General features: G+C 71.7%; 23 protein-coding genes and 1 pseudogene. 15 read left to right on the top strand and 9 right to left on the bottom strand.

What is annotated here, in order from left to right:
- The first annotated feature begins 15 nt into the window (after positions 1-15).
- Positions 16-1,035 carry an NADPH:quinone reductase gene (locus tag OG417_RS47870; protein ID WP_329244484.1) on the top strand — a complete coding sequence of 340 codons (1,020 nt, stop codon included), beginning with the start codon at positions 16-18 and terminating at the stop codon, positions 1,033-1,035.
- On the opposite strand, the gene OG417_RS47865 is transcribed toward OG417_RS47870, so the two are convergent.
- Positions 1,025-2,254 (bottom strand): MFS transporter, encoded by a 1,230-nt coding sequence (locus tag OG417_RS47865; RefSeq protein WP_329244481.1) that lies wholly within the window; start codon positions 2,252-2,254, stop codon positions 1,025-1,027. The genes OG417_RS47870 and OG417_RS47865 overlap by 11 nt on opposite strands.
- 194 nt (positions 2,255-2,448) lie before the next feature.
- Between OG417_RS47865 and OG417_RS47860 the strand changes: the two genes are divergently transcribed.
- Complete coding sequence (locus OG417_RS47860; protein ID WP_329244478.1) at positions 2,449-3,027, top strand: RNA polymerase sigma factor; 579 nt, start codon at positions 2,449-2,451, stop codon at positions 3,025-3,027.
- An 11-nt stretch (positions 3,028-3,038) separates the two neighbouring features.
- Complete coding sequence (locus OG417_RS47855) at positions 3,039-4,043, top strand: hypothetical protein (RefSeq protein WP_329244475.1); 1,005 nt, start codon at positions 3,039-3,041, stop codon at positions 4,041-4,043.
- A 90-nt stretch (positions 4,044-4,133) separates the two neighbouring features.
- On the opposite strand, the gene OG417_RS47850 is transcribed toward OG417_RS47855, so the two are convergent.
- Positions 4,134-5,090 (bottom strand): LysR family transcriptional regulator, encoded by a 957-nt coding sequence (locus OG417_RS47850; RefSeq protein WP_329244472.1) that lies wholly within the window; start codon positions 5,088-5,090, stop codon positions 4,134-4,136.
- 133 nt (positions 5,091-5,223) lie between these two features.
- Between OG417_RS47850 and OG417_RS47845 the strand changes: the two genes are divergently transcribed.
- The 5 genes from OG417_RS47845 to OG417_RS47825 all read left to right on the top strand — a co-directional run bounded on the left by OG417_RS47845 (position 5,224) and on the right by OG417_RS47825 (position 10,042).
- Positions 5,224-6,126 carry a serine hydrolase gene (locus tag OG417_RS47845; protein ID WP_329244469.1) on the top strand — a complete coding sequence of 301 codons (903 nt, stop codon included), beginning with the start codon at positions 5,224-5,226 and terminating at the stop codon, positions 6,124-6,126.
- A gap of 152 nt (positions 6,127-6,278) precedes the next feature.
- Positions 6,279-7,259, top strand: coding sequence for an MBL fold metallo-hydrolase (locus tag OG417_RS47840; protein ID WP_329244466.1), 981 nt, complete (start codon positions 6,279-6,281; stop codon positions 7,257-7,259).
- Positions 7,260-7,477: 218 nt separating this feature from the next.
- Positions 7,478-8,680 carry a sensor histidine kinase gene (locus tag OG417_RS47835; RefSeq protein ID WP_329244464.1) on the top strand — a complete coding sequence of 401 codons (1,203 nt, stop codon included), beginning with the start codon at positions 7,478-7,480 and terminating at the stop codon, positions 8,678-8,680.
- Positions 8,677-9,342 (top strand): response regulator transcription factor, encoded by a 666-nt coding sequence (locus OG417_RS47830; RefSeq protein WP_329244462.1) that lies wholly within the window; start codon positions 8,677-8,679, stop codon positions 9,340-9,342. The genes OG417_RS47835 and OG417_RS47830 overlap by 4 nt, the downstream gene beginning before the upstream one ends.
- A gap of 163 nt (positions 9,343-9,505) precedes the next feature.
- The gene (locus OG417_RS47825; RefSeq protein WP_329244459.1) at positions 9,506-10,042 is read left to right on the top strand and encodes a hypothetical protein; all 537 of its coding nucleotides are present in this window, start codon (positions 9,506-9,508) and stop codon (positions 10,040-10,042) included.
- Between the two features lie 119 nt (positions 10,043-10,161).
- Here the strand turns inward: OG417_RS47825 and OG417_RS47820 are convergent, their stop codons facing one another.
- Both OG417_RS47820 and OG417_RS47815 read right to left on the bottom strand, forming a co-directional pair.
- Positions 10,162-10,554: a response regulator gene (locus OG417_RS47820; protein ID WP_329244456.1), complete on the bottom strand. Its 393-nt coding sequence runs from the start codon at positions 10,552-10,554 to the stop codon at positions 10,162-10,164.
- Positions 10,551-11,189, bottom strand: coding sequence for an HD domain-containing protein (locus OG417_RS47815; RefSeq protein WP_329244453.1), 639 nt, complete (start codon positions 11,187-11,189; stop codon positions 10,551-10,553). Before OG417_RS47815 ends, OG417_RS47820 begins: the two co-directional genes overlap by 4 nt.
- A 92-nt stretch (positions 11,190-11,281) precedes the next feature.
- On the opposite strand from OG417_RS47815, the gene OG417_RS47810 reads away from it, so the two are divergent.
- Positions 11,282-12,241 (top strand): GlxA family transcriptional regulator, encoded by a 960-nt coding sequence (locus tag OG417_RS47810; protein WP_329244451.1) that lies wholly within the window; start codon positions 11,282-11,284, stop codon positions 12,239-12,241.
- Between the two features lie 57 nt (positions 12,242-12,298).
- On the opposite strand, the gene OG417_RS47805 is transcribed toward OG417_RS47810, so the two are convergent.
- Both OG417_RS47805 and OG417_RS47800 read right to left on the bottom strand, forming a co-directional pair.
- On the bottom strand, positions 12,299-14,356 hold the full coding sequence (locus OG417_RS47805; protein WP_329244447.1) for an NPCBM/NEW2 domain-containing protein: 2,058 nt from the start codon (positions 14,354-14,356) through the stop codon (positions 12,299-12,301).
- 281 nt (positions 14,357-14,637) lie between these two features.
- Positions 14,638-15,708: a DUF6348 family protein gene (locus OG417_RS47800; RefSeq protein WP_329244444.1), complete on the bottom strand. Its 1,071-nt coding sequence runs from the start codon at positions 15,706-15,708 to the stop codon at positions 14,638-14,640.
- Between the two features lie 133 nt (positions 15,709-15,841).
- On the opposite strand from OG417_RS47800, the gene OG417_RS47795 reads away from it, so the two are divergent.
- The 4 genes from OG417_RS47795 (at position 15,842) to OG417_RS47780 (ending at position 20,127) form a co-directional block, all read left to right on the top strand.
- Positions 15,842-15,994, top strand: a complete 153-nt coding sequence (locus OG417_RS47795; protein WP_329244441.1) for a hypothetical protein — start codon at positions 15,842-15,844, stop codon at positions 15,992-15,994.
- A 56-nt stretch (positions 15,995-16,050) separates the two neighbouring features.
- A complete protein-coding gene (locus OG417_RS47790; RefSeq protein WP_329244438.1) occupies positions 16,051-16,737 on the top strand; it encodes a VC0807 family protein in 687 nt (228 codons plus the stop codon).
- Between the two features lie 73 nt (positions 16,738-16,810).
- Positions 16,811-18,247 (top strand): hypothetical protein, encoded by a 1,437-nt coding sequence (locus OG417_RS47785; protein WP_329244436.1) that lies wholly within the window; start codon positions 16,811-16,813, stop codon positions 18,245-18,247.
- Positions 18,244-20,127: a serine hydrolase domain-containing protein gene (locus tag OG417_RS47780; protein WP_329244433.1), complete on the top strand. Its 1,884-nt coding sequence runs from the start codon at positions 18,244-18,246 to the stop codon at positions 20,125-20,127. The genes OG417_RS47785 and OG417_RS47780 overlap by 4 nt, the downstream gene beginning before the upstream one ends.
- An 11-nt stretch (positions 20,128-20,138) precedes the next feature.
- Here the strand turns inward: OG417_RS47780 and OG417_RS47775 are convergent, their stop codons facing one another.
- Positions 20,139-20,684, bottom strand: coding sequence for a hypothetical protein (locus OG417_RS47775; RefSeq protein ID WP_329244429.1), 546 nt, complete (start codon positions 20,682-20,684; stop codon positions 20,139-20,141).
- A complete protein-coding gene (locus OG417_RS47770) occupies positions 20,681-21,625 on the bottom strand; it encodes an AraC family transcriptional regulator (RefSeq protein ID WP_329244427.1) in 945 nt (314 codons plus the stop codon). Before OG417_RS47770 ends, OG417_RS47775 begins: the two co-directional genes overlap by 4 nt.
- Between OG417_RS47770 and OG417_RS47765 the strand changes: the two are divergent.
- Positions 21,624-21,926: pseudogene (locus OG417_RS47765) on the top strand (hypothetical protein); the annotation flags it as partial. The gene OG417_RS47770 and the pseudogene OG417_RS47765 overlap by 2 nt on opposite strands.
- 91 nt (positions 21,927-22,017) lie before the next feature.
- Entirely contained in the window at positions 22,018-22,698 is a 681-nt protein-coding gene (locus OG417_RS47760) for a hypothetical protein (RefSeq protein WP_329263178.1), read from the top strand.
- Between the two features lie 55 nt (positions 22,699-22,753).
- Here OG417_RS47760 and OG417_RS47755 read toward each other — a convergent pair whose 3' ends face one another.
- The gene (locus tag OG417_RS47755; RefSeq protein WP_329244424.1) at positions 22,754-23,929 is read right to left on the bottom strand and encodes an erythromycin esterase family protein; all 1,176 of its coding nucleotides are present in this window, start codon (positions 23,927-23,929) and stop codon (positions 22,754-22,756) included.
- Between the last annotated feature and the right edge of the window lie 139 nt (positions 23,930-24,068).

The raw sequence follows: 24,068 nt of genomic DNA, 5'->3' as shown, positions 1-24,068 counted from the left end.
ACCAACGGACGGATCATGAAGGCGATCATCTACCGCGACAACGGCGACCCGGACGTTCTTCGGCTCGTCGACCGTGACCTGCCCGTGCCCGGTCCCGGCGAGGTCCGTGTCCGGGTCGTCGTGTCCGGGGTCAACCCGGCGGACTGGCAGGCCCGCTCCGGCGCCACCGGTCCCAAGGGGTTTCCGGAGGTCACTCCGCACCTGGACGGCGCCGGGGTGATCGACGCCGTCGGTGAGGGGGTCGACCGGAGCCGGGTCGGTCAGCGGGTCTGGCTGTTCATGGCGGCCGCCGGGCGGCCCACCGGCACCGCCGCCGAGTTCACCGTCGTACCCGCCGGGCAGGCCGTGTCCCTGCCCGACGAGGCCGGTTTCGACGTCGGCGCCTCACTCGGCGTCCCCGCGCTCACCGCGCACCGTGCACTCACCGTCGCCGAGGACGGGCCGCGCCGTCTGCGGCCCGGCGCGCTCGACGGTCGGGTGGTGCTCGCCGCGGGCGGGGCCGGTGCGGTCGGGCACGCGGTGGTCCAGCTCGCCCGATGGGCCGGCGCCACCGTGATCAGCACGATCAGCGGCCCGGAGAAGGCCCGGCTGACCACCGCCGCCGGAGCCCACCATGTGATCAACTATCGGGAGGGCGACCCGGCCGCCGAGATCCGTGAGATCGCCCCGGACGGCGTGGACATCGTCGCCGAGGTGGCGCTCGGTGCGAACCTCGCACTCGACCTGGCCGTGCTGCGCACGCGCGGCACGATCGCGACCTACGCCAACGACGGTGGCAGGCCGGTCGAACTGGACGTGCTGCGGAACATGGTGCTGAACACCCGCCTGCAGTTCCTGGTGCTCTACACGGCCGGTTCCGCGGTGCGCGCCGCTGCCGCGGAGGACGTCGCCGCCGCGGTCCGCGACGGCGCCCTGTCGGTCGGCGAGGAGCACGGCCTGCCGCTGGTCCGCTTTCCGCTCGACCGCACCGCCGACGCGCACCGGGCGGTGGAGCGCGGCACGGTCGGCAAGGTCCTGGTGGACGTCACGTCGTGACGGTGAGCGAGTCGTCGGCGCGACGGCCGGGCCGGAGGATGAGGGCCGCGGCCACGAGCAGGGGGACTCCGGCGAGTATCGGCGCTTGGACGCCGATCGCGGCGGCCAGTGAGCCGCCGGCGAGCGCGCCCAGGGCTCCCGCGCCGCGTCCGACCGTGAGGTAGGTGCTGTTGACGCGGCCGAGCAGGTGGGGCGGGGTGTGGCGTTGGCGCATGCTTCTGGACGTGGCGTTGAAGACGGCGAAGGCTCCGCTGCTGCAGAGGAGGGCGACGGCGCTCACGGCCAGGTCGCTGGTCAGCCCGAGCGCCAGTTGGGTGCCGGCCATCACGACCACGGTCGCGGTCAGCAGCCGCGGGGCACCGATCCAGCGGGTCAGCAGGGCGCAGCTCGCCCCGGCGACGATGCCTCCTACCGCGCCGAACGCCAGCAGCAGACCATAAGCCGTCGAACCGCGATGCAGGACCTGCGTCACGTAGAGGACGAGAACCGCCAGGTAGGCCCCGTCGGCCGCGGCGACGACGCCGACGGCGATCACGAGATTCCGGACGGAACGGTCGCGCCGGAGCCATGCCAGTCCCTGGCGGATGTCTCCGCCTGCCGCCCGGAGGCCGGTCGCCGACCCTGGTCGCCGCGGCAGCGGGCGGAAGACCCCGGGCAGGCTGAGCAGGAGCAGGACCGCGATTCCGAGGCTGCTCGCGTTCAGGGCGAACGGCAGCGTCGCGGCGATGCCGAAGAGCCAGCCCCCGATCGCCGGACCGGCGAGTTCGCTGCCGACGATCCCGCCGGCGACCAGGCGGCCGTTGGCGCGTTCGAGTTCGTCGCGGTCGATCAGCCGGGGCAGGGCGGTCGTGGCCGCCGTGTCCCGCACCATCGACCCGATGCCGGTGACGAAGGCGGTCAGGTAGATCAGCGGCAGATCCACGGCGTCGAAGGCCGCCGCGACGGCCAGCGCGGCGATCAGTATCGTCCGGAACGCATCGACCCCGACCATCGTTCTACGAAGGTCCCATCGGTCGACGACGGCACCGACGCCGAGGCCGATCAGTATCCACGGCAGCCCCTGCAGAGCGGTCACCGCGGCGACCGCTGAAGGGGAATCCGTCACCTGGAGAGTCAGGAGCGGGAACGCCGCGAAACGAACGCCATCCCCGAAGTCGGCCAGGAACGCCGACAACCAGTAACGCGGGAATGGCGCCCGCACAATTCCGATAGCGCCCATCGATTCACGCCTCCAACCGGTGCCGCGATGGATGACCGTCGTCGTTGTACCCGATCCGTATTCTCCTTGCCGCGCGGGCCGAGGCCGTATCGGACGCTTGGCCGGCCGTGGACGGGGCTCCTGACCAGCGCTGAACGCTTTGCCCATCAGTCGGCAATAGCTGGATGTAAGGCGATCCAGAAACGAGGAGGATCATGACAGCTGATCCGGATGATGGGGAGTTGATCGCCCGTTCGCTCGACGGTGACGAGGACGCATTCGTCGAGGTGGTCCGGCGTCATGAGGCAAGGGTGGGGGCCTACCTCGCGCGGCGGGTCGGCCGGGGACCGGCCGAGGACCTGCTCGGCGAGGTGTGGGTGGCGGCGCTCGGATCCCGGGCGTCCTACGATCGCTCGTTCTCCGACGCCGGCCCCTGGTTGTTCGGGGTGGCGCACAACACGCTCCGGCGGCACTGGCGGTCGCGCCCGAACGAGGAGCCGGTGGCCGACGTGACCGGTATGGCCTCCGGGTGGGACCCGTGGGCCGCTGTGGACGACCGCGTCAACGCGGAGTCGGTGCTGCGGCAGGCGCTGGCGCTGCTCCGGCCGCAGCAGCGGGAGATCTTGACCCTGGTCGCCTGGGAGGACCTGACCGTCGCCGAGGCGGGGCGCGCGATCGGCATACCGCCGGGAACGGCACGCCGCTACCTGCATGAGGCGCGCATGGCGCTGCGGAACGCGCCGGGGATGGCCGCGCTGCTGGCCGATCAGAACACGGTGAAGGAGGCCAACTGATGGTGGACGAGATGGACTTGCTGAATGGACTGAAGGCCGCCGAGCCGGTGCGGCCGCACGCCTTCGAGGAGGCCAGGGCCGTGCTGCGGGCGGCGATGGCCGTAGAAGGAGTGCCGGAAACGAAGACCCCGCCTCGCCGCCGGTCCCGGTGGGGCATGCGCCGTACGGTGGGCCTGAGCGCCGCTGCCCTGGCCGCCGCGGCCGCCGCGGCGGCGGTGCTGGTCGCCACGTCCGCGTCGACACCCGGTAAGCCTCCCGCGAAGGCGGCGGCGAACCCCATCCTGGCCAAGCTGGCCGCGGACATCTCGCCCCTGCGGGCCAAGGCGCCGGGCGACGCGACGCTGGAGATCCGCAACCAGTCGCCGACCAGTGACGCGCTGGGCGGCAACGGTATCGGCCTGTTCACCGACGACGGCACCTACTACTGGGGCAACGACAAAAGCGCCCTGCGGCGGGCCATCGTCGCGAAGAGCGGGGGCGACGACGTTTTCAAGCGCGACATAGCGGCGGCGCTCTCCGCCGTGAAGGGCGATGTCGACACCGCGCGTGCCCGGATGGCCGTTGCGAACATCGCCCCGGGCACGCACCCGGACCCGGAGCGGGCCAGGGAGGAAAAGCTCAAGGCCCTCGCCAAGGCGCGCGGCAAGAAGTACGTGCCTCCGAAGCCGCGGACCCCTGAGCAGCAGAAGGAGATCACCGACAACCACATCTGGGCGAACGCCATCGACGCGCTGATCGCGGCGCCGGAGAATCCCCAGGTACGGGCCGGCGTGCTCCGCATCATGGCGACGATGCCGAAGGTCAAGGTCACGAAGACCACCACGGCCGGACAGCCCACGCTCACGCTGGCGGACGGCTGGCCCGTTGCCGGGAAGTTCGCGGAAAAGCTGGTCATCAACGCCGGCACCGGCCGTCCCGTCGCCCTGTCCAGCAGCGGCTCGGACGTGCGTCCCAGCACGACCTACTACCACACCTCCCGGGTGACGCTTGCCGACGTCGAAGCGGGCAAGTTCTGACCCGTTCCCCGTGAGATCGTGCGGGCCGCCCGGCAGCCGGGCGGCCCGCACGTCCGCATGGCGAGATTCTCTTCAGCGGTGTGTGAGCGGTCACCGGCTGGCGGTGTAGACCACCGACCACGGTCGTGACATGACCGGAGCGGCGGGCGGAGGGGGCGCGTGGTCGGCGGCGAGGACGTCCGCCGCGATCGACGCGAACCTCGCTGCCGCCGGGTGTGCCGTGTCGGCGGGCCAGGCGGCCGACACGCTCCGCAGCAGAGGGCGGTCCGCGAGCGGGCGCCAGGCCACGCGCGGCTCGCGGCGGGCCATCGACTCCTGTTCGAACGCCACGCCGTGACCGCCGAGCACCAGGCCGAGCAGGAACTCCGGGTTGCGCGCGTGCCGCAGCACCGACGGGGCGAAGCCGTGCTTCCGGCAGACCTCCAGTACGTGGTCGTGCCAGCCGGGTGCCGTCGCCCGCGGGGCGAGGATGAGGCCGTGGCCGGCGAGGTCGCCGAACTCGACCTCGCGTAGCCGCGCCAGCGGTGACGTGCGGGGCAGGACGACTCCCAGCGGCACGTCGACGGCCGGGCCGAACCGCAGGTCGGCCGCCTCCACCGGGTGGTGCACCAGACCGACGTCGAGGTGGCCCGAGGCGAGCAGGCGCAGCTGCTCGGCGGTCGTCAGCTCCTGCAGGTCGACCTCGAGCTCGGGGACCTCTTCGCCGAGCCGGCGGGACAACGCCTGCAGCGACACCGCCGGCGTCTCCGGTGGGACGCCGGCGCGCAGCGTGCCGAGCGCGCCGTCGGCGGCCTTCCGCATCAGGGTGCGCAGCCGTTGCTCGCGGGCCAGCAGGTCGCGCGCCTCGTCGAGGAGGAGGCGACCGGCGGTCGTCAGCTCCGCCTGGCGCCGGGAGCGGTCGAACAGCGTGACGCCGAGCTCCCGCTCGAGCCGCTGGATCGACTGGCTGAGCGGCGGCTGGGCGATGCCGATGATCTCCGCGGCCCGGCCGAAGTGGAGCTCCTCGGCCGTGATGATGAAGTACCGCAGGTGCCGCGACAGATCCACGCCGCCACGATACGGGATCGCGTATGAGAGCCGTCCGGCCGATACGGCGACCGGTGCCGCGGCCGTACGGCGACGACCACCGGTGCCGCCACGGTGAGGCGGGCCACGCGCTGTACGGCGATACCGTGAGCGGGTGCGTACGGAGGATCTCATCGCCCGGACGTTCACCTCGGTGGGCGTCACCGCCGGGCTCCATGTGGTCGACGTCGATGACGGCCGGGAGGTCGGCGTCGAGCCGGACGAGCAGGTCGTCATCGCGTCGGTGTTCAAGATCCTTCTCGTGCTGGAGTTCGCCCGGCAGGTCGCGGCCGGCCAGATCGATCCCACCGAGCGGCTTGTCGTACGCGCCGAGGACCGGCTCGGCGGCTGGGGCATGGCAGGGTGCGCCGACGACGTCGAGGCGTCGCTCCGCGACCTCGCTTACTTCGCGATGTCGATCAGCGACAACACGGCCGCCGACCTGCTCATGCGCCGGATCGGCCCGGACACCCTCCAACTGCTGGCCGACGAGCTCGGCCTGACGCGCACCCGGGTGGTCGGCGGGCCGCGGGAGATCCTGGCGTCGGTGTTCGACGACGTCGGCGCGCGGTCCGAGGCGGAGTTCGCGGCGATCTTTCCGACCCTTCCGGAGGAGCGCGTACGGGCGCTGCGCGTGCTGGACCCGGAGCGCACCACCTCGAGCACGCCGCGGGACATCACCCGGCTGCTGCGCCTCATCTGGCGCGACGAGGCCGGTCCGCGAGCGGCGTGCGCCATGGCACGGGAGCTGATGACGCACCAGGTCTTCTGGACCCGCATCCCCAGCGGTTTCCCGCCGGCGGTGCGCGTCGCCGCGAAGAGCGGCACTCTGCCCGGCCTGCACAATGAGGCGGGGGTCGCCGAGTATCCCGACGGCCGCCGGTACGCCATCGCGATCTTCGCGCGGACCGAGCGGCTCGCCCCGCGCCGCATCGACGTCGACCTGGCGATGGGGGAGGCCGCCCACACCGCGGTCGAGGCGCTGCGCGCGCCGAGATCCGCGACAGCGGCGAAATGACGGGCACGATCGGCGATCCGCCCCCGTGCCGACGTGCTCTCATATCCGTTCTCCTATGAGCGGTCCGCCTCGCTGATCTTGGACGCGGGCGCCGGCCCGGTGGTCGAATGCGGCCTGATCAGCATGCGCCCATCACAAGGGGGAGATCTAACGTGTCCGGACAGCGAGTCGACCGGCGGCGATTCCTGCGAGGCGCGACCGTCGGCGCCACCGTCGTGTCGGTGGCGGGCGCGGGAGCGTACGCGGCGTCGGCGACCGATGAGAAGCGGGCGGCGGTGCCCAGCGCGAACAGCAGGAGCACGGCCGCGACGTTCCGCTGGTTCGGGACGGCGGGGTGGAGGATCGACGTCGGGTCGCGGACCCTGCTCGTCGACCCGTACCTCAGCCGGTACGACACCGGCATGTACACCGGGTCGTTCGATCCGACGACCGAGCTGACGGTGGACACCGGAACCGTCGACCGGCACGTCGGCAAGCCGGAGACGGTCCTGGTGACCCACTCGCACTGGGACCACTTCAACGACGTGCCGTACATCGCACGGAAGACCGGGGCGCGGGTCATCGGCACGATGACGACCTACAACCTGGCGCTGGCCTCCGAGGTGCCGTCCGACCGGGTCGGGCTGGTCAAGGGCGGCGAGGTGCTCGACTTCGGTGCCTACACCGTCGAGGTCATCGCCTCCCTGCACAGCCGTAACGCCGCGTACTCGGTCGCGCTGCCGGGCGTACGGCTCACCCGGCCGGACAAGCCGCGGACCGTGGCCGATCTGCCCGAAGGCGACACCCTCGCCTACCAGGTGACGGTCAAGGACGGCCCCTCGGTGTTCTTCATGGGCGGCAGCGACTTCGTCGAACGCAACGTGACCGGCCTGTCCCCGGACATCGCGATGATCGCCATGCAGGCCAGCGACTCGACCCACGCGTACGCTGAACGGATCATCACCGCCCTCGGCAGGCCGTCGGTCGTCGTCCCGGTCCACTGGGACAACTTCGAGACCGCGCTGACGAACCCGCCGAAGCCCGATCCGGACGTCAAGCCGCACCTCGACGCCTTCGTCGCGACGGTGCGGAAGGTCAGCCCGCGCACCAAGGTCGTGGTCCCGCGCTACCTCACGCCGTACCGCTTCGTCTGATCCCCGCGGCCGGCGGGCACCGGGTGGAGCCGGATGTCCACCCGGGATACGGCGGCCGACCCACGACGGCGGGCCGCCGGCCCCCTAGCGTTACGGCGTCCAGACGACGTACCCGGCGGAGGAGGTGGGACCGGTGAGCGGTCCTCGCCGTCATCACCGCGCTGCCTCGACGGCGGTGACCGATGACCATGACCGGCATGGGCGGACAATGTCGGGCGATGAACGCCGAACCTGACGACACGCGCCCGGCTGGGGTTCCCGTCGACGACGCGTCGGCGGGAACCCCGGCGCGGTTCGCCGACGAACTGATCCGCCCGTCCGTCATCGGGGCCGTCTCGCTGCTCACCCTGGTCCAGTACGCCGAGCACCCGCCGGCCCGGCTGGCCTGGCTCGCGTGGGGCCTGGCGGCGGTCGCCATCGCCGCGGGGATCGCGTCATCGGTCGTGCCCTGGCGCCGCCTGCCGGGTCGGATGCGGACAACGCTGGTGGCGGTGTTCATGGCCGCCGCCGCGCTGTTCTTCCCGCTCGCGAAGGACACGGCGGCCATGGCACTGGTGTTCCTCGCCTCCGTCACCGCCGGAGAGAAACTGGCCTCGCGGCGGGCCGCGTGCACCATCGTCGGCGCCGGGACCGTCGTCACGGCCGTCGTGACCTGGGGCGCCACCGCCCTGCTGCACCTGCCGAACGAGTCGCCCTGGTGGGTTCCGCTCATCGTGGGCCTGCCCCTCTACATCGGCCTCGCGCGCCGGGAACGGGCCGACGCGCTGGCCGCCTCCGACCTCGCCGCCCGGCAGAGCCGGCGCGCGGCCGCGTCCGAGGCCCGGGAGGCCGCGCTGGAGGAGCGGGGGCGCATCGCCCGGGAGATCCACGACGTACTCGGTCACGCGTTGTCCGGCATCGCCCTGCAGCTGGACATGGCCGACGCCCTGCATGCCGGGGGCCGCGACCAGGACGCCAACGCGGCCGTACGGCGAGCACGAGCCCTGGCGGTGTCGGGGATCGGGGAGACCCGCCGCGCGATCCACGCACTGCGCGAGGACACGCTGCCGCTTCCGGAGACCATCGCCCGCATCGCCCACGGGGGCACGGCCGGATTCGAGATCCGGGGTGAGCCCGGCGAGGTTCGCGTCGAGGTCGCCCAGGCCGTCATCCGCGCCGCACAGGAGGCGATCACCAACGCGCATCGGCACGCGCCCGGCGCCGAGGTGAACCTCCTGCTCGACTACACCGACGAGTTGATCCGGCTCACCGTCACCGACACCGGAACGGCCGGGCCCGGCGCCCGCCCGGACCGCGCGGGCAGCGGGATGGGCCTGATCGGGATGCGTGAGCGTGCCGGCCTGCTCGGGGGCACGCTGTACGCCGGCCCCGCCGAACCACCGGCCTCAGGCTGGACAGTGCGATTGGAGTTGCCGAGATGACCTCGATCCGGTTGCTGGTCGTCGACGACCAGGCCGCGGTCCGGGACGCGCTCGCGGTCATGCTCGACCTCGACCCGGACATCGCCGTCGTCGGCACCGCCGCCAACGGCGAGCAGGCGGTCACCGCGGTCGAAGAGCACGACCCGCAGGTCGTCCTCATGGACCTGCACATGCCGGTCATGGGCGGGGTCGAGGCCACCCGCCGGATCCAGGCCGCCCGGCCCGGCCTGCCGGTCGTGGTGCTGACCACGTTCGAGGACGACGAGTCGATCCTCGCCGCGCTGCGCGCCGGCGCCCGCGGCTACCTCACCAAGGACGCGGACCGCACGAAGATCGTCCAGGCCGTACGCGGCGCACACGCCGGGCAAGCGGTCCTCGACCCCCACGTGCAGTCGCGGCTCCTCACCCTGGCCACCCGCACCCCCGCGCCCGAGCCGGACACGGCCGTGCCGCTGACCGCACGCGAACGGGAGATCCTCGACCTCATCGGCCAGGGCCTGCGCAACAACGAGATCGCCCGGCGCCTGTACATCACCGAAGCCACCGTGAAGACCCACATCAACAACCTGTTCACCAAGGCCGACCTGCACTCTCGCGCCGAGGCCGTACGGTTGGCCCTCACCCTCGCCGGGAGCGGGCGGAAAGACGGACGCTCAGGCTGACCCGCACCGGAGTTCTTCCCGACCGTCAAGAGACCGGGTGGAGAGACCCGACCCCACCCGACCTCCACCCCATCTCGGTCGACCGACCGATGTGGGGCACGTACTCCAATTCCTAAATTGTGGCCGCAGCAAAAGGAAATCGCGAAACCGAAAGGCCACAGTCATGGACATCGGTGTATGGATTCTTAATCTGGCCGTACTCTTCGTCGTGCTCGAGTCCGATCTCGGCACGCGGAAGGTCACCAGGCTTCGCGTGCTCCGCCCGGTCATCACCGCCGCGGCCATCGTGCCGATCTTCATAGGCGACCTCGCCACCAGCGGATACGGCCTGATGCTGGAAATCGCCGGCATCGCCGCCGGGCTGTTGCCGGGACTGCTCGCCAGTGCCTTCATGCCCGTCCATGAAGGCATGGTCAACGGCCGCCGCTGCGCGAAGTCCCGTGCCGGGATCGGCTATGCGCTGACGTGGATCGCCGTGGTCGGCGCACGCCTCGCCTTCTCCTACGGCAGTGCGCACGTTTTCGGCCGGCAACTGGGCGAATGGATGGCCGCCCATTCCGTTTCCAAGGACGCGCTCACCGACGCCCTGATCTTCATGGCGGTGGTCATGATGCTCACCCGTACGGCCCTGCTCCATCTCAAGGCCAGGGCGGCACTGACTCGCCCCCGGCCGGCCGAAGTCACCCTGCCGCTCGCCTGACGTCGCCGTGAGCCACGCGCGGATCCGCTTGCGTGAGCCGTCCTCGTGCCACGTCGACCAGTTCGCGCTCGGTCGAGCCGTGTTCGGCGGAGGGGACTCGGTCGAGCTCGTGCCGCCGTTCACGCGGCCTGGGCCACCAGGGCCCGGATGGTGAGGGCGGACAGGCGGGCCTTGGGCAGGAAGCCGATCGCCGGGCTGGCGGCGACCATCTCGGCGAGATCGGTCGCCGCGTAGGTGGACATCATGATCACCCGTGGCGGTTTCGCCACCGCCTGCGTCAGGGCGTCGACGAGGTCGAAGCCGAACTCGGTGCCGAGCATGACATCGACGAGCGCGACGTCCGGGCCGGCGTCTCTGGTCCGGCGGAGGGCTTCGGCGGACGTCGTGGCGACGCCGACGACGTCGATTCCGTCGCGTTCGAGGTGGTCACCGGCGGCCCGGAGAAAGTGGTCGTTGTCGTCGACCAGCAGGGCCCGCAGGCGCGCGGTGTTCGGTGCGGCGTACGAGATCATTCGGGCCAGTCGGAGTTCTCGATCACCTCGACGAAGTCCCGGCGCCGGAAGCCGGGGACGCAGTGGGCCAGCACGTCGGCCTTGACGTTCCCGAAGGTCGTGTCGGGGCGGTCCTTGATGCCCTCGGTGAACGCGGCGAGGATCCGGTTCTTGAAGTCCGGGCGCGGGTGCGCCGCGACGACCGCCGCGCGCTGCTCGTCGGTGACCGCGTGGTAGCCGATGCCCAGGACGTCCAGCTCGACGCCGCGGGTGACCAGGGCGACCTCGGGCGCCATGTGCAGCGGGATCTCCGGGGTGGTGTGCAGGGCGATGCTCGTCCAGACGCGGTCGGCGGCCTCTCCGGTGACGCCATGGGCTCCCAGGAATCGGCGGGCCTCGTCGGCGCCGTCGATCTCGAAGCGCTGGTCGGTACGGCGGAAGCGCCTCGTGAGCCCCAGGTCGTGGAACATCGCCCCGACGTACAGCAGCTCGGGGTCGAAGTCGAGCCGCTGCTCCCGGCCGCGCAGCGATCCCCAGAGGAAGACCCGCCGGGAGTGGTGGAACAGCAGCGGCGGGGCGGCCTCGCGGACCAGTTCGGTCGCCTCTCGTGCCAGGGCGGTGTCCGGGATCTCCACGCCCGCGATCAGGTCGTTCATCGTCTCTCCTCGATCGGTCATCTGCTTCCAGGGTTCCCCGGTGACGTAAACTGGGCCATGTCATTACTGCCAGGAAAACCACGGATTCGGACATGACACATCGGGTTGGCATCGTGGTCTTCGAGGGCGTGACCATGCTCGATGTCAGCGGTCCGTCGGAGGTGCTCCACCAGGCGGGCCGGCTCTCTCCCGGCTATGAGCTGGTGCTGGTCTCCCCGCATGGCGGCACGGTCACCACCTCCGCCGGGCTGGCGCTGACCGGCACGGTCCCCGAGACCGACGCGGGCCCCGTCGACACGGTCATGATCGCCGGAGGCGACCGGCTGGCCCGGCAGCCGATCGAGGACGGGCTGCTGGCCGCGGTCCGCGCCCTCACCGCGCGGGCGCCACGGGTCGCCTCGGTGTGCACCGGGGCGTTCGTCCTGGCGGAGCTGGGCCTGCTCGACGGCCGCCGCGCGACGACGCACTGGCGCCACGCGGCCATGTTCGCCCGCCGTTACCCGCGCGTGCGCGTCGAGCCGGACGCCATGCACATCTGCGAAGGGCGGTACGTCACCTCCGCGGGCATCAGCGCGGGCATCGATCTGGCGCTCGCCCTGGTGGAGGACGACCACGGGGCCGACGTGGCGAGGGACATCGCACGAGAACTCGTCGTGTTCATGCAGCGCCCGGGTGGGCAGTCACAGTTCTCCACGGCCATCGCGACCCCGCCTGCCCGCGGTGACCTGCTGCGTTCGCTGATCGCGTCCGTGCTCGCCGATCCGGCCGCCGATCACAGCCTGCCCGCCATGGCCGCGGCCGCCGCCGTCAGCACCCGGCACCTCGCCCGGCTGTTCCGCGCCGAACTGGGCACCACACCCGCGCGCTGGGTCGAGCGGGTCCGCCTCGACCGCGCCCAGCAGCTGCTCCTCGAAGGCCACAGCGTCACCTCGGCGGCGGTGCACAGCGGGCTCGGCACCGACGAGACCCTCCGCCGCGCCTTCGCGCGCCACCTGGGCACCACGCCGACCCACTACCGGAGGCGCTTCGCCACCACCCACCGGCAGGAGTAGGCCGAAACGCCGACCGCGGCCCCGGCGGTGTTCGCCAGGGCCGCGGAGGCCGAACTACTACGAATCCGCGCAGGTCAGCCGCGGCTGGGCGATGTCGGCGTTGTCGTAGGTGACGCCGTCACCGGCGTCACCGACGTCGATCCGCACCACCTGTGCGCCGGTCAGCGGCACGTCGACGTGCGCGGTCGGCGTGCCGTTGGTCACGACGCCGCTGTCGTAGATCGACCGGCCGTCGGCGCTGATGCGGTACGTCACGGAGCCCTGCCCCTGGACCGAGTCGTCCAGGCCGAGGTCCGCGGTGAGCCGCGAGCACCGCCCGCCGAGGTAGTACTCGATCGAGGCGACCGCGTTGGTCCACAGACCGTGCTGGTACGTCGTCCCGTGGATGGTCAGCGGCCCGCCGAAGTAACTCTTGTCGACGAGCACCGGCCCGTACCCGTTCGTCGCGGACAGCCAGGACAGGTCGCTCAGGTAGGGCGACCCGGTGGGCCCCACGAGAACCCGTACGGTGCTCTCGGTCCGCGCCGTCGCCGCGTGCGCGCCGTCGCCCCACCGGTAGGTCGCCGTCCCGGTCAGGGTGTACGACCCGGGGCCGGCGTCCGCGGGCACCGTCACCTGCCAGGTGCCGGACAGGCGCTTGCCCGTGGACACGGCGGGCGCGCTGACGGGCCTGCCGTCGATCTTCCAGCCGGACGGACCCGTCAGGTTCAGCGTCGCGTCCGTGACCGCCGTCCGTCCGTCGTCGCCGAAGCCCGCCACCGTGGTGATCGTCTGTCCGGCCTTGGCGACGTGCAGGTCGGAGCCGGGATAGGCCGGCGGCACCTGCGGGTCGACGTCGACCTCGGTGGCCGGCGGGTAGTCGCCGGCCCCGTCCTTCAGCGGCGAGACGCGGTACAGCGCGGCGCTGTGGGCGGGTACGGAGGCGGCGATCACGCCGGCCGACTCGGCGGTCCGGTGCGCCCACAGGTCACGGACGGCGTAGGCGCCGGCGGAGGGCAGACCGGCGGCCTGGGCGGTGGTGGAGATCCGCGTCGTGGTGTCGCCCCGGTTGAGGAGCATGACGGCGCGGTCGCCGTTCGCGAGGGTGCGGATCCAGACGTCGGCGGCGTCGGTGTGCGACAGGCGCGTCGCCTGGGCGCCCCGCGGGTCCTGGTCGACGGCGATCACCTCGCGGTTGGTGAGGGTCGCCTTGGTGGCCGCGGACATGTTCCGCAGGTCGTTCCCGGCGAGCAGCGGGGCGGCGAGCATCGCCCAGGCGCTGAAGTGCGCCCGGCTCTCGGTGTCGTTCGCCATCTTGCCGACCATGAGGATGTCCGGGTCGTTCCAGTGCCCGGGCCCGGCGTACTGGGCCAGCGGCGCCTCCTGGTCGAGGTTGGCGAGGGTCTGGCTCCACTGCGAGCCGTAGTCGTTGTTGGTGCGCCACATGTTGCTGATGGCCGGCGCCCAGGTCCACGGCCGCAGCTTGGGGTCCCACTCGCAGATGCTGAAGAACATCGGCCGGCCGGTCGCCTTCAGCGCCTGGCTGTAGGCGGTGTACAGCTTCACCGCGACCTGCTGTTGCGACAGGCCCGGGAAGTCGCCGAACGGCACGTTGCACCAGTCGACCTTGACGAAGTCGACGCCCCAGGACGCGAAGGTGTCGGCGTCGTCCTGGACGTGACCGTAGCTCCCGGGGTAGCCGGCGCAGGTCTTCGTGCCGACGTCCTCATAGATGCCGAGCTTCAGGCCACGGGCGTGGACGTAGTCGGCCACGGCCTTCATTCCGTGCGGGAACTTCGTGGGGTCGGCCCGCAGATGCCCGTTCGCGTCGCGGGTGGAGGCGGCCCAGCAGTCGTCGAGGTTGACGTAGCGGTAGCCGGCGTCGCGCATCCCCGAGCTGACCATCGCGTCGGCGGTCTGCTCGACGAGCTGCTCGTTGACGTCGCAGAAGAACGTGTACCAGTCGTTCCAGCCCATCGGGGGCGTGGCGGCCACCGGGGCGGCGGTGGCCGCTCGGGGCGTCTGGCCGAGCGGGCGGGCGGAGGCGGGGTTCGCGAGTGCCAGTGTGGCCACCAGCGCAGCGCCGATGGCGATGAGCGAGGTGATGAGGGAGGTGTGGCGGGTCGGGCGGATCACCTTTGCTCCTCTCGGGAGTCTGAGGCTTCCAGAACGTTGATCGCCGCGGAGGCCCGGCCGGACCGGTGTCTTCCCGTCTCGTCGATGCGTGATCCGGCCGATGTGATCCAGAGCATAAGGAGCGTCTCGCCGGGCGGACATGTCTGAAGGAACGGCTCCCCTGGACAAAACGACGATCATGTCGCGAGGCGCGGTGCGATCGGCGGAGGTCCCTGGACGTTCCGGTGGCCCTGCGGCCTGCCGACGTCCACCCGGCGCCGCCGGCCGAGCGCGGTGGGCGGCTACGCGCTCCCGACGGGTACGAGCAGGCCGAAGACGCGCACCGCGACTCTCCCGTCGGGCAACGGCGCACCGCCGTCCGCGACCACCGCCTCGCCGCGGGGCCACTGCTCGCCGTCCAGGAGAACCTCGTTGGTCTCGAGCCGGCCTTCGTGGTACGCGACGAACAGGCGGAGCCCGTGCACCGCCCGGGTGAGCGGCTCGGCGCGCAGCGCCTGCAGAAGCCGGTCGAACAGGGGCCCGGCGGAGGGCACCGACCGGTCGGTGAACAGGTTGATCTGGGCGCCCAGCACCAGTTCGAACGCGCCGCCCGGGTGCTCGTAACGCTCCCGTTCGACCTGGTCGGGGGCGGCACCGGGGCGTAGGAGGCCCTCGACGATCGGGTGCAGCGCGCCGAGCCTGAACTTGTTCACCGCCCCGCCGATCGCGTCGCGCCAGGTGGTGCCGTGCCCGGCGAAGCTCTCCACCAGCCATGGCCGGGCCAGCGCGGGGTGCGACAAGGCGAAGTCGACCTGAGCCATCACCACGCCGGCCGGGGCGGGGTGGACGAACAGCTTCGCGTCCACGCTCGTCTCGCCGCCGAGCGGCACGCCGTGCCCGCGCAGGAAGCTCTCGAACGCGGCCCGCGGCGAGGGTACGCCGCCGTCGCCCTGCCCGGCCGGCGCGAGGTCCCTGGCCAGCGCGGGCTCGCCCATCACCAGGTCCGACAGCTGCGATCCGGCGTGCAGCGCGTTGTTGATCGCGTTGAACTCGCTGCTGCGCATCGCGATCCGCTGGATCTCGTCGCGGCCGGCCTGCCGCGCGCGGGCCGACGCGGCCACGAACACCGGTTCGGCCGAGAGGCTCACCCGCCCGCCGGGGGTCGCCAGCGCGTCTTGGTACGAGACGTCCGAAAGCAACCGCCGCGTGTACGCCAGCGGCAGGAAGAGCAGCAGCCGCTCGGCCAGCCACGGCTCGACGCCGGCTCCGGTCAGCCGCTCCCAGACCTCATCGTCACCCGGCGGCTCGGCACCCGCGCAGAACGCGGCGATCCCCACCTCGACGGCGGCGTCAAACCCCGTTGCTTCGATCATCGCGCAACCCTACTTCCCGCCCGGAGGCGGGACATATCAACCGAGGATCTCCGCGGCCGAAGGTACGCCCCTTGCCCATTGGAGGTACTTACAGTACCTTGTAAGGAACTTCGAGTACCCATTAGGGGGAGCCGTGGCAATTCGACTGGCACTCGCCGGCGTCGTCCTGATCGTCGTCGGCGTCCTTGACCTCGGCGGCATCGGCCCGATCACGGCCGTGGCCGGCGCGGTCGCGCTCGTCGCGGCCGGAGTCGTCTGGAGCACGACGCGGAGGAAGGCGTCATGAGCGAGCAGAGCGTGAGCACCGTGCGCCCGGTCACGACGCAGACGAAAGGAAGGCCCATGAGCGAGCACGGAGCGCCCGGCCCCTCCACCGGCGAAGCGGCGCCCACCGGAGGAGGCCGGCTCCGGGCCGTCCTGCCGAGCGTCGCGCTCAACGGCGTCGTCCCATTCCTCGTCTACCTGCTCGCACGCCCGTACCTGCCGGGCGACGCCGTCGCACTGGCACTCGCGATGGCCGTTCCCGTCGTCTGCACCGTCGGCGCGTTCGCGTGGCGCCGGCGGGTGGACGCCATCGGGGCCATCGCGGTGATCGCGTACGGCGTCGCGCTGATCGTCGTACTGCTGTCCGGCGGCGACCCGTTCGTGCTCAAGCTCCAGGAGGCGGTCGTCACCGGGCCGCTCGGGCTGGTGTTCCTGCTCTCGGCCGCGATGCGCCGGCCGATTCTCCTCCTCGCGGCCCGTCTGGCGAACCGGCGCGGCTCACCGGTGAGCGCGGAGGCCGAACGGCGACGCCGCCACGCCTCCACGGTGCTGACCGCGATCATGGGCGGCACGCTCGTCGTCCACGCGTCCGCGCTGACGGTGCTCGCGCTGGTGCTCTCCACGACCGAGACGCTGGCGCTGTCCCGCCTGGTCGGCCTGGCGATCCTCGGCCTCGGCCTGGCCGTGCTGCTCTGGTACCGCGCCCGGCTGCAGAGCGCCGCCCAAGCCGCCGCGCGGGCCGCCGAGGGCACCACGGGCCGGTGAACACCTCCCCATCGGCCCTTCGCCGACCGCCTGCCCTGACGCCGGCCCCCGGAACACCCTGAAAGGGCCATCCATGCCTTCACCTCCAACCCCGCCACTCGCCGGGATCCGCATCGGGCTGTGCCGCGGCATCTCGTACGGCCTGCTCGACTCCGCCGAGCACTTCATGCCGGCGATGCGGTCCCTGGGCTCCCGGCTCGTCCGCGTGAACCTGTACTGGTCGCAGGTCGAGCCGGAGCCCGGGCGGTTCACCTGGGACGTCGTGGACGCGTTCCTCGGCCAGCTCGACCCCGGCGACGAGGCGTGGGTCACGGTGTGTTCGAGCTCGCCGTGGGCGACGCGCCGGGCGACCCGATTCCTGCCGTCCTCCCCGGCCCGCGACCTCGCCGAGTACCGGCGTTTCGTGGGGGAGCTCGTCCGGCACTGCGGCGGCGCCGTCCACTTCTGGCAGTGCGAGAACGAACCGTGCGTACCGCTGCTGTGGGTCGGCGGAGCGGATGAGTACCTGGCCCAGCTCACGGTCTTCTCCCAGGTCGTACGGAAGGCGTCGCCGGACGCCCTCGTCGTGCTCGGCGCCGCCGTACCCGCCGCGATGTTCGCGCGGGAGTCCGACGGTGACGAACGACGGGCCGATTACTTCGAGCGGATCGTGCGCGGGGGCGGCGATCAGTTCGACCTGTTCGACGTGCACCCGTACGGCGACCCGTACGCGATACCCGCGCTGATCGAGGCGTGCGGCTCTCTGCTGGCCGCCCACGGCGCCGTACGGCCGATCGTCGTCGGGGAGCACAACGGCCCGATGCCCACCGCCTTTCCGCAGAACCTCCCGCACCTCGGCGCGGTGCTCGCCGAGCACCGGAACGTCTTCCTCGGGCGGACCACCCTGCCCGACGGCGGTCTGGACTTCGACCGGGAGACTCCCGCCGTGGCCGACCTCTACCGGCGGATGGACGACCTGCCGCCGACGCTGCGGATGTTCATGGCCGGCTGCCCCGCCGAACTCGCGGAGCGGCGCGACCGGATCCTCCGGGAGGAGCTGGTGATCCGCACCGTCCTCTTGCTGGCCGGCGGGGTCAGGCGCGTCGCGTGCTTCCAGCTGGCGCCGGAGGCACCGGACACGGGCGGGCGTCTCAATGTGCGGTCGCTGATGTTCGACGCCTTCGCCCTCATGGACTACGAGAACGGGACGATCAGCGCCCGCCGTCCCGCGGCCGAGACGTTCGCGCTGATGGCGCGGGAGCTGGCCGACGCGTGCGAGGTCCGCCGGCTGGCGACGGACCGGCCCGGCCTCCACCTGTACGAGATCCGTCGCGAGACGCGTGGCCCGGCCTATGTCGCCTGGAGCCGTGACGGGGAGACCGCGCACATCCCGGTGCCCTGGCGCTCCACCGGCCGGGCGGGAGGCGTCACCGCTCTGGGGGAGGACGTGCCCGTACGGTCGCGGGGCGACGAGGTCGTCGTCCCGGTCACCGCGACGCCGGTCATCGTCGGTCCGGGAGTCGCCCCGTGAGCCGCCCGGCGGCGATGCTGCTCGCGATCATGATGGTCCTCGGCCTGCCCACGCCCGCGACCGCGGCCTCGCGTACGGACCTTCGCGGCGTCGGCGCGCTCGTCGACGGGATCGTCCCCGGGCAGCTCGTACGGGAGCGGATCCCCGGCGCGGCGGTCACCGTGGTCGCGGGCGGGCGGACGGTGTTCGGCAAGGGGTACGGGCTCGCCGACGTCGAGCGGCACGTCCCGGTGAGCGCCGACCGTACGGAGTTCTTCACCGGCTCGATGGCCAAGACCATCACCGCGAACGCCGTCCTCCGCCTGGCCGCCGACGGAAAGCTCGACCTGAACGCCGACGTCAACACCTACCTGCGGCGGTTCCGGATCCCGGATGCGTACCCGGGCCGCCCGGTCCGGGTGCGGGACCTGCTCACCCACACGGCGGGGTTCGAGGACGACGTCCTCGGCAGGTCGTGGGACGATCCGGCGAAGGTCCCGTCCCTGGAGCGCATCGCCCGGCGCGTGCCGGCCCGCGTACGGCCGCCGGGCACGCTCGTCGCCTACGACAACTACGGCTACACGCTGGCCGGATACCTGGTCGAGGCGGTCTCGGGCGAGCCGTTCGACCGGTACGTGGAGCGGAACGTCCTGGCGCCGCTGGGCATGCGCGGCACGACGTTCGCGCTGCCGCACCCGCCCGCGGTCGACGCCGCACTCGCCGCGGGCTACCGGCCCGACGGCGACGGCTTCAGCGCGTACCGGCGCTACTACGGCGCCACGCCGTCCGGGGTCGGCCCGGTCACCACGGCCGCGGACATGGGCCGCTACATGATCGCGCAGTTGCAGGGCGACCCGCGTCTCGGCCGCGGTGTGGCCCGGCAGATGCAGGCCCGCCAGTACGCCCAGGATCCGCGGCTGCCCGGCATGGGCTACGGCTTCGAGGAGTGGCCGCGCAACGGGCACCGCCGGGTCTACAAGGGCGGTGACGTGTCCGGATTCCACCAGGTCATGGCGTTGCTGCCGGACGACGGCGTGGGGATCTACGTCGTCTACAACGGCGAGGGCCGCTCGATGGGGGAGGCGACCGTCCTGGCCGAACGGCTGGTGGACCGGATCGTCGACCGCTACTTCCCCGCCCGTCCGGGGGAGCGGCCCGCGCCGGCCGGCGGCGACACGTCGGCGTACGCGGGCACGTACGTGCCGAGCCGGGTCCGCGGCGACATGCTGGGGTTCGGCACGCTCTTCTCGCCGGTCACCGTGACGTCGACCGGCGACGGAACCCTGCACACCAGCGGCCTGTCGCCCGATCCCGACCGGCCCGAGCAGGACTGGGTGCGGATCGGGCCCGGCCTGTTCGCCGAACGCGGCGGCCAGGAACGCATCGCCTTCGACGGCCACGGGCATCTCGCCGGAGGCCACACTGAGGAGGCGTCCGCGTACGAGCGCCGGACGGGGATCGCCTCACCGGTCCTGCACCAGATCATGCTGTACGCCGGCCTGACCGCCTTCCTCGTGGCGTTCGCGGCGATCCCGGTGATCGCGCTCGTCCGCCGCCTGCGCGGTCACCGCGCCACGCACCGGTCGGCCTGGTGGCTCGCCTGGCTGACCAGCGCGCTCGCGCTGGCGTTCGCGGCCGGCATCGCCTGGCTGTTCATCGTCGACTCCGACAACGCCGGAGACGCGATCTTCCTGGGCTCGACGGTGCTGACCGGCGCGCTGGTCGCCTCCTCGACGGCGTTCGTGCTCACCGCCGGTCTGGTCGCCTTCGCCGCGACCGCGTGGCTGCGGCGCTGGTGGCGGCCTGCCGGACGTGTCGCGTACACGCTGCTCACCCTGGGCGCCGCCGCCTTCATGACGGTCGCCTACGTCTATCACCTGGTCGGGGGCGTCTTCGCGTGAGCGCCGAACCGTCAGGGGGCGATACCCAGATCACGCCGCATCACGGTTCTCATGGTCGCGATCGGCTCCCAGGCCCTGAGGCGCATGTCGTCCGCCTCCTCGACCGTTTCTCCTTCTTCGGGACTTCCACTGTCAATGCGCTTCAGTACTCCGTAAAGAGCGCCGAGATTGCTGTTGACCTCGCGGGCGGCGGTCAGGACCGGGTCGGGCACGATCATTTGCGCCTCGGCGTGCCGCGCTCGATGCTCACGCCGAGCCTCCTCGACCTTCTCGCGAACCGCGTCGGTCGGCTTTCCCGCCTGCAGGTCATAGAGGTAATTCGCCAGCTCTGTCAGAAAGAGCCGGGCCGCCGTGTTCAGTGCCACATAGCACGCGCGGCGCGCCTCAACGGCCTCCTGCCGGGCCTGGTATTCGCGTTCTTCTCTTCGCTGCCGGTCCGCGTGCTCGAGCTCTCGCCGCTTGCTGTTGTTGGCGCTGTGCTGCGTCAGCAGCGCCGAGGCGAGAGTGCCCACAATGCCCAGGAACGCGATGAGGAGGGCACTCGTGGTGGAGCTCATGCCGACTCGCCGCGGGCCGACGACGCGTTGCGCACCCGGTACCGGTAGCGCAGCGGTGACTCGCCCACCTCCCGTTTGAACGCGGTGCTGAAGGCGCTCTCGGAGCCGTAGCCCAGCTCGGCAGCCAGCGACCCGACGCGGACGTCGCTGTCGCGAAGAGCGCGCCGCGCGAGCAGCATCCGCCAGCGGTTGAGGTAGGCCAGCGGCGAGATGTCGGCCATGGTCCGGAAGCGTTCGGCGAACGACGTGCGCGACATCGCCGCGGCGCGCGCCAGCTCCTCCAGGCCCCACGGCCTCCCGGGTTCGGCGTGCATGAGGCTGAGCGCCGGGCGCAACCGTTCGTCGGCCAGCACCCGTAGCCATCCCGGAGGGAGTTCGGCCTGGCCGACATAGGCGCGCAGCACCTCGAGCAGCAGGAGCTGGCCGTACTGCCGGATCGCGAACGCCGCCCCGATCCGGTCTCCGGTCACCTCGTCGAACAGCCGGTCGAGGCTGCCGCGCAGATTGGTCGCCGCGGCGGCCGATGCCCGCACGTGCCCCACCGGCGGCAGCGCCTGCAACAGCAGCGCCTGACCGGCCGCGTTGAGGTCGACGCGACCGCCGATGACCACGTCGTCCGTGTCGGAGTCGGCGCCGATGAGGCCGGGGGAGGAAAAGCCCTCCTCGGGTATGACGTCGCGGGGCGGCCCGTCGCCGGTGCCGCCCTCGAGCTTCAGCCATGATCGGTTGTTGATGATGGCGACGTCGCCCGGCTCCAGCTCGATCGGCCCGTGGCCGGCGTCGGTGGTCAGCCGGGCCCGGCCGCACACCAGCGCGATGAACTTCAGCGGGTCCGCGATGGGGGTCTGTGACACCCAGGGGCCGCGTACCGCGAAACCGCCCGACAGCACACCGCGGACCTCGACGACGTCGAACACCTCAGATAGTTGATCACCGGACATGTCCGTACTATCGCGCAAGAAACGCGAACTGACAACCATTCAGAGTCCGGGAGGCCGGGGGCGGCCTGGTGGCATGACACAGAAACAGCACCCGATCGGATCCGGATTCACCGCCGCGTCGACGGCCGATGATGTCCTCAAGGGCATCGACCTGTCCGGCAAGAACGTCGTCGTCACCGGCGGTCACGTGGGCCTCGGCCTGGAGACCACCCGCGCGCTCAGCAAGGCCGGCGCGTCCGTCACCGTGGGCTCGCGCGACCCGGACCGCGCCGCCCCCGCGCTGGCCGGGATCGAGCGCGTCGAGATCGGCCGGCTGGACCTGCTCGACCCGGCGCCGATCGACGCCTTCGCCGCCCGCACTGCGCGCCGCCCACGGCGCCCGGGTCGTCAACGTGACCTCCGGGGGCCATCGGCTCTCCGACATCCGCTGGGACGACCCGCACTTCACCACCGGCTACGACGGCATGCTCGCCTACGGCCAGTCCAAGACCGCCAACGTGCTGTTCGCCGTGGAGCTGGACCGGCGGTGGGCCGAAGACGGAATCCGCGGCTATGCCGTGCACCCGGGCATCGTCGTCACCACGAACCTGGGACCCTCGCGAAAGGAGGACGGGCGCGCGGTGACCGATGACCAACTGCGGGCCATGGGGCTACTCCCGGAAAACGTTGCGGAACAACCGGTTCTGATAGTTTTCGCGGCGATGCGATGGCGGGACGGTAATGGTGACAAATGGCGGCTCCGGCAACGTCGGCTGGCCTGGCCCGCGAAAATGCCTCTCGGAGCGGCCGCCGACATGATGCCCAGCGGGGTCGGTGATGATCCGATCTCCGCGATCATCGCGCTTCCGGGCGTGGCCGTTCTCCTCGTCGTGCTGGCCCTGTGGCTGGTGGAGCTCGTTCTGCGCCTGCTCTTCGCCCCGGTGGCCATGGTGCTGCGGCTGCTCGGCGCGATCTCCTACCGGCTGGACCTGTTCTACAACGGGCGTCACGTCGAGACCTACAGGGTGACCGGCCTCTCCGGGCTGTGGAGGGAACGCAGGCGCCTGGCCGCCGGCGGCGCGTACCAGGGATAGCGGGGCCGGTCAGGTCCTGTCGGCCGTACGATCTGCGAGCCCTGACGGTGCCTTGTCACCACGGCGAACCCAGGTCGACGGCCTGCTTGAGGAAGACGATGCCGTCGATCAGGTCGAGCCGGGCCGGGTCCAGCGGGAAATAGGCGAAGTCGCGGGAGACGCGCGGGGCGGGTTTCGTGACGGCCTCGGCCAGGCGGCGGGCGTCGATGAGAGAGCGCTCCCACGGGAGCGTGGACAGGATGCCCTCGACGGTGTCCGGGGCCGGGGTGTCGCCGCCGGCCGTGCCGAGGGCCGAGGCCAGGAAGGCGTACCGGTCGCCCAGGTGCGTCGCGGCGATCGCTCCCGCGCTCCACCACTCCACCACATGGTCGCCGAACGACATGACGCTCTTGGCCCGCTGCAGGTGGAGGTTGCTGGAAAAGACCAGGGCCCGGCCCTGCTCGGCGATGGCACGCAGGTTGGCGGCCATCATCGTGGCTCGCAGCGCCGACAGCCGGGTCCACCGTGCCGGGGACGCGTCGGCCAGCCAGTAGTGGTAGCGGAGCAGGCCGGTGGCGGTGCGTCCGTACAGTGCCGCCCGCGCCCTGTCTTCCGCGCTCAGCTGCGGCTTCCGCATGTCGAGCAGCGCCACCAGGTCGTCGGCGATCAGTCGCAGCCGCTGCGCGTCGGCGGACTGGCCGATCGACTGGGACGGATCCATGGCCGTGGCCTCGTTCGACCACCGGTCGTCCGGGCCCAGCAGCGTGTCGAGGGTCTCTCTGCTGACCACGGTGGAGAGGAGCGGTCCGTCGAGCAGGGCGTAGAGCGCGGTGAGCGCCTGGCGCGGGCTCGCCGCCCAGTACTCCAGAGGGCCGTCGAACCCGAAGAAACGGAGCTTCTCGTCGTGCTCCTCGTTGTACGCGCGCATCCAGCGCACGAGCTCGCGGTTGGCCGGTGACTCGCCGAAGCGGTGGCTGAAGCCGCGTGCCATGACGTCATCGAGCGTGCCCGCGCCCGTCGTGACGTAGTCGTCCACGACGAGACCCATGAGGCAGTCGCTCTCGATGGCGAACGCCCGGTAGCCCTCGTGCTCGACCAGATGCCGGAAGATCTCGTTGCGCACCTCGCCCAGTTCTCCCACGAAGTGCCTGGCCTCGCCGAGGCCGAGCAGCAGGGGCTTGGCGGGCAGCGACCGGAGGAACGCCGAGACGCCCGCGCCGTCGAGTGCACGGGCCATGTCCTTGATATCCATATCTTTGACGCTATCGTTGAACCTCCGATAGAGCCTTTCACGCTGATTTCCCAATGGCAGTGCCGCAAAGCTTCAATCGGTAAGGCATTCATGCGGGCGCCACGGGGAGACGTGGAGTCTCCTGACTCGGGTCCCGGAT

The sequence above is a fragment of the Actinoallomurus sp. NBC_01490 genome (assembly GCF_036227085.1).
Taxonomy (GTDB): Bacteria; Actinomycetota; Actinomycetes; order Streptosporangiales; family Streptosporangiaceae; genus Actinoallomurus; species Actinoallomurus oryzae.
The sequence above is the reverse complement of the archived record's forward strand: the minus strand, read 5'-3'. Positions and strand labels throughout refer to the sequence as shown.

Excerpts from the sequence above, each read along its gene's own strand:
- OG417_RS47870 (WP_329244484.1), top strand. The coding sequence starts at position 16 with ATGAAGGCGATCATCTACCGCGACAACGGCGACCCGGACGTTCTTCGG.
- OG417_RS47865 (WP_329244481.1), bottom strand. The coding sequence starts at position 2,254 with ATGGGCGCTATCGGAATTGTGCGGGCGCCATTCCCGCGTTACTGGTTG.
- OG417_RS47860 (WP_329244478.1), top strand. The coding sequence starts at position 2,449 with ATGACAGCTGATCCGGATGATGGGGAGTTGATCGCCCGTTCGCTCGAC.
- OG417_RS47855 (WP_329244475.1), top strand. The coding sequence starts at position 3,039 with ATGGACTTGCTGAATGGACTGAAGGCCGCCGAGCCGGTGCGGCCGCAC.
- OG417_RS47835 (WP_329244464.1), top strand. The coding sequence starts at position 7,478 with ATGAACGCCGAACCTGACGACACGCGCCCGGCTGGGGTTCCCGTCGAC.
- OG417_RS47830 (WP_329244462.1), top strand. The coding sequence starts at position 8,677 with ATGACCTCGATCCGGTTGCTGGTCGTCGACGACCAGGCCGCGGTCCGG.
- OG417_RS47825 (WP_329244459.1), top strand. The coding sequence starts at position 9,506 with ATGGACATCGGTGTATGGATTCTTAATCTGGCCGTACTCTTCGTCGTG.
- OG417_RS47820 (WP_329244456.1), bottom strand. The coding sequence starts at position 10,554 with ATGATCTCGTACGCCGCACCGAACACCGCGCGCCTGCGGGCCCTGCTG.
- OG417_RS47815 (WP_329244453.1), bottom strand. The coding sequence starts at position 11,189 with ATGAACGACCTGATCGCGGGCGTGGAGATCCCGGACACCGCCCTGGCA.
- OG417_RS47810 (WP_329244451.1), top strand. The coding sequence starts at position 11,282 with ATGACACATCGGGTTGGCATCGTGGTCTTCGAGGGCGTGACCATGCTC.
- OG417_RS47800 (WP_329244444.1), bottom strand. The coding sequence starts at position 15,708 with ATGATCGAAGCAACGGGGTTTGACGCCGCCGTCGAGGTGGGGATCGCC.
- OG417_RS47790 (WP_329244438.1), top strand. The coding sequence starts at position 16,051 with ATGAGCGAGCACGGAGCGCCCGGCCCCTCCACCGGCGAAGCGGCGCCC.
- OG417_RS47785 (WP_329244436.1), top strand. The coding sequence starts at position 16,811 with ATGCCTTCACCTCCAACCCCGCCACTCGCCGGGATCCGCATCGGGCTG.
- OG417_RS47775 (WP_329244429.1), bottom strand. The coding sequence starts at position 20,684 with ATGAGCTCCACCACGAGTGCCCTCCTCATCGCGTTCCTGGGCATTGTG.
- OG417_RS47770 (WP_329244427.1), bottom strand. The coding sequence starts at position 21,625 with ATGTCCGGTGATCAACTATCTGAGGTGTTCGACGTCGTCGAGGTCCGC.
- OG417_RS47755 (WP_329244424.1), bottom strand. The coding sequence starts at position 23,929 with ATGGATATCAAGGACATGGCCCGTGCACTCGACGGCGCGGGCGTCTCG.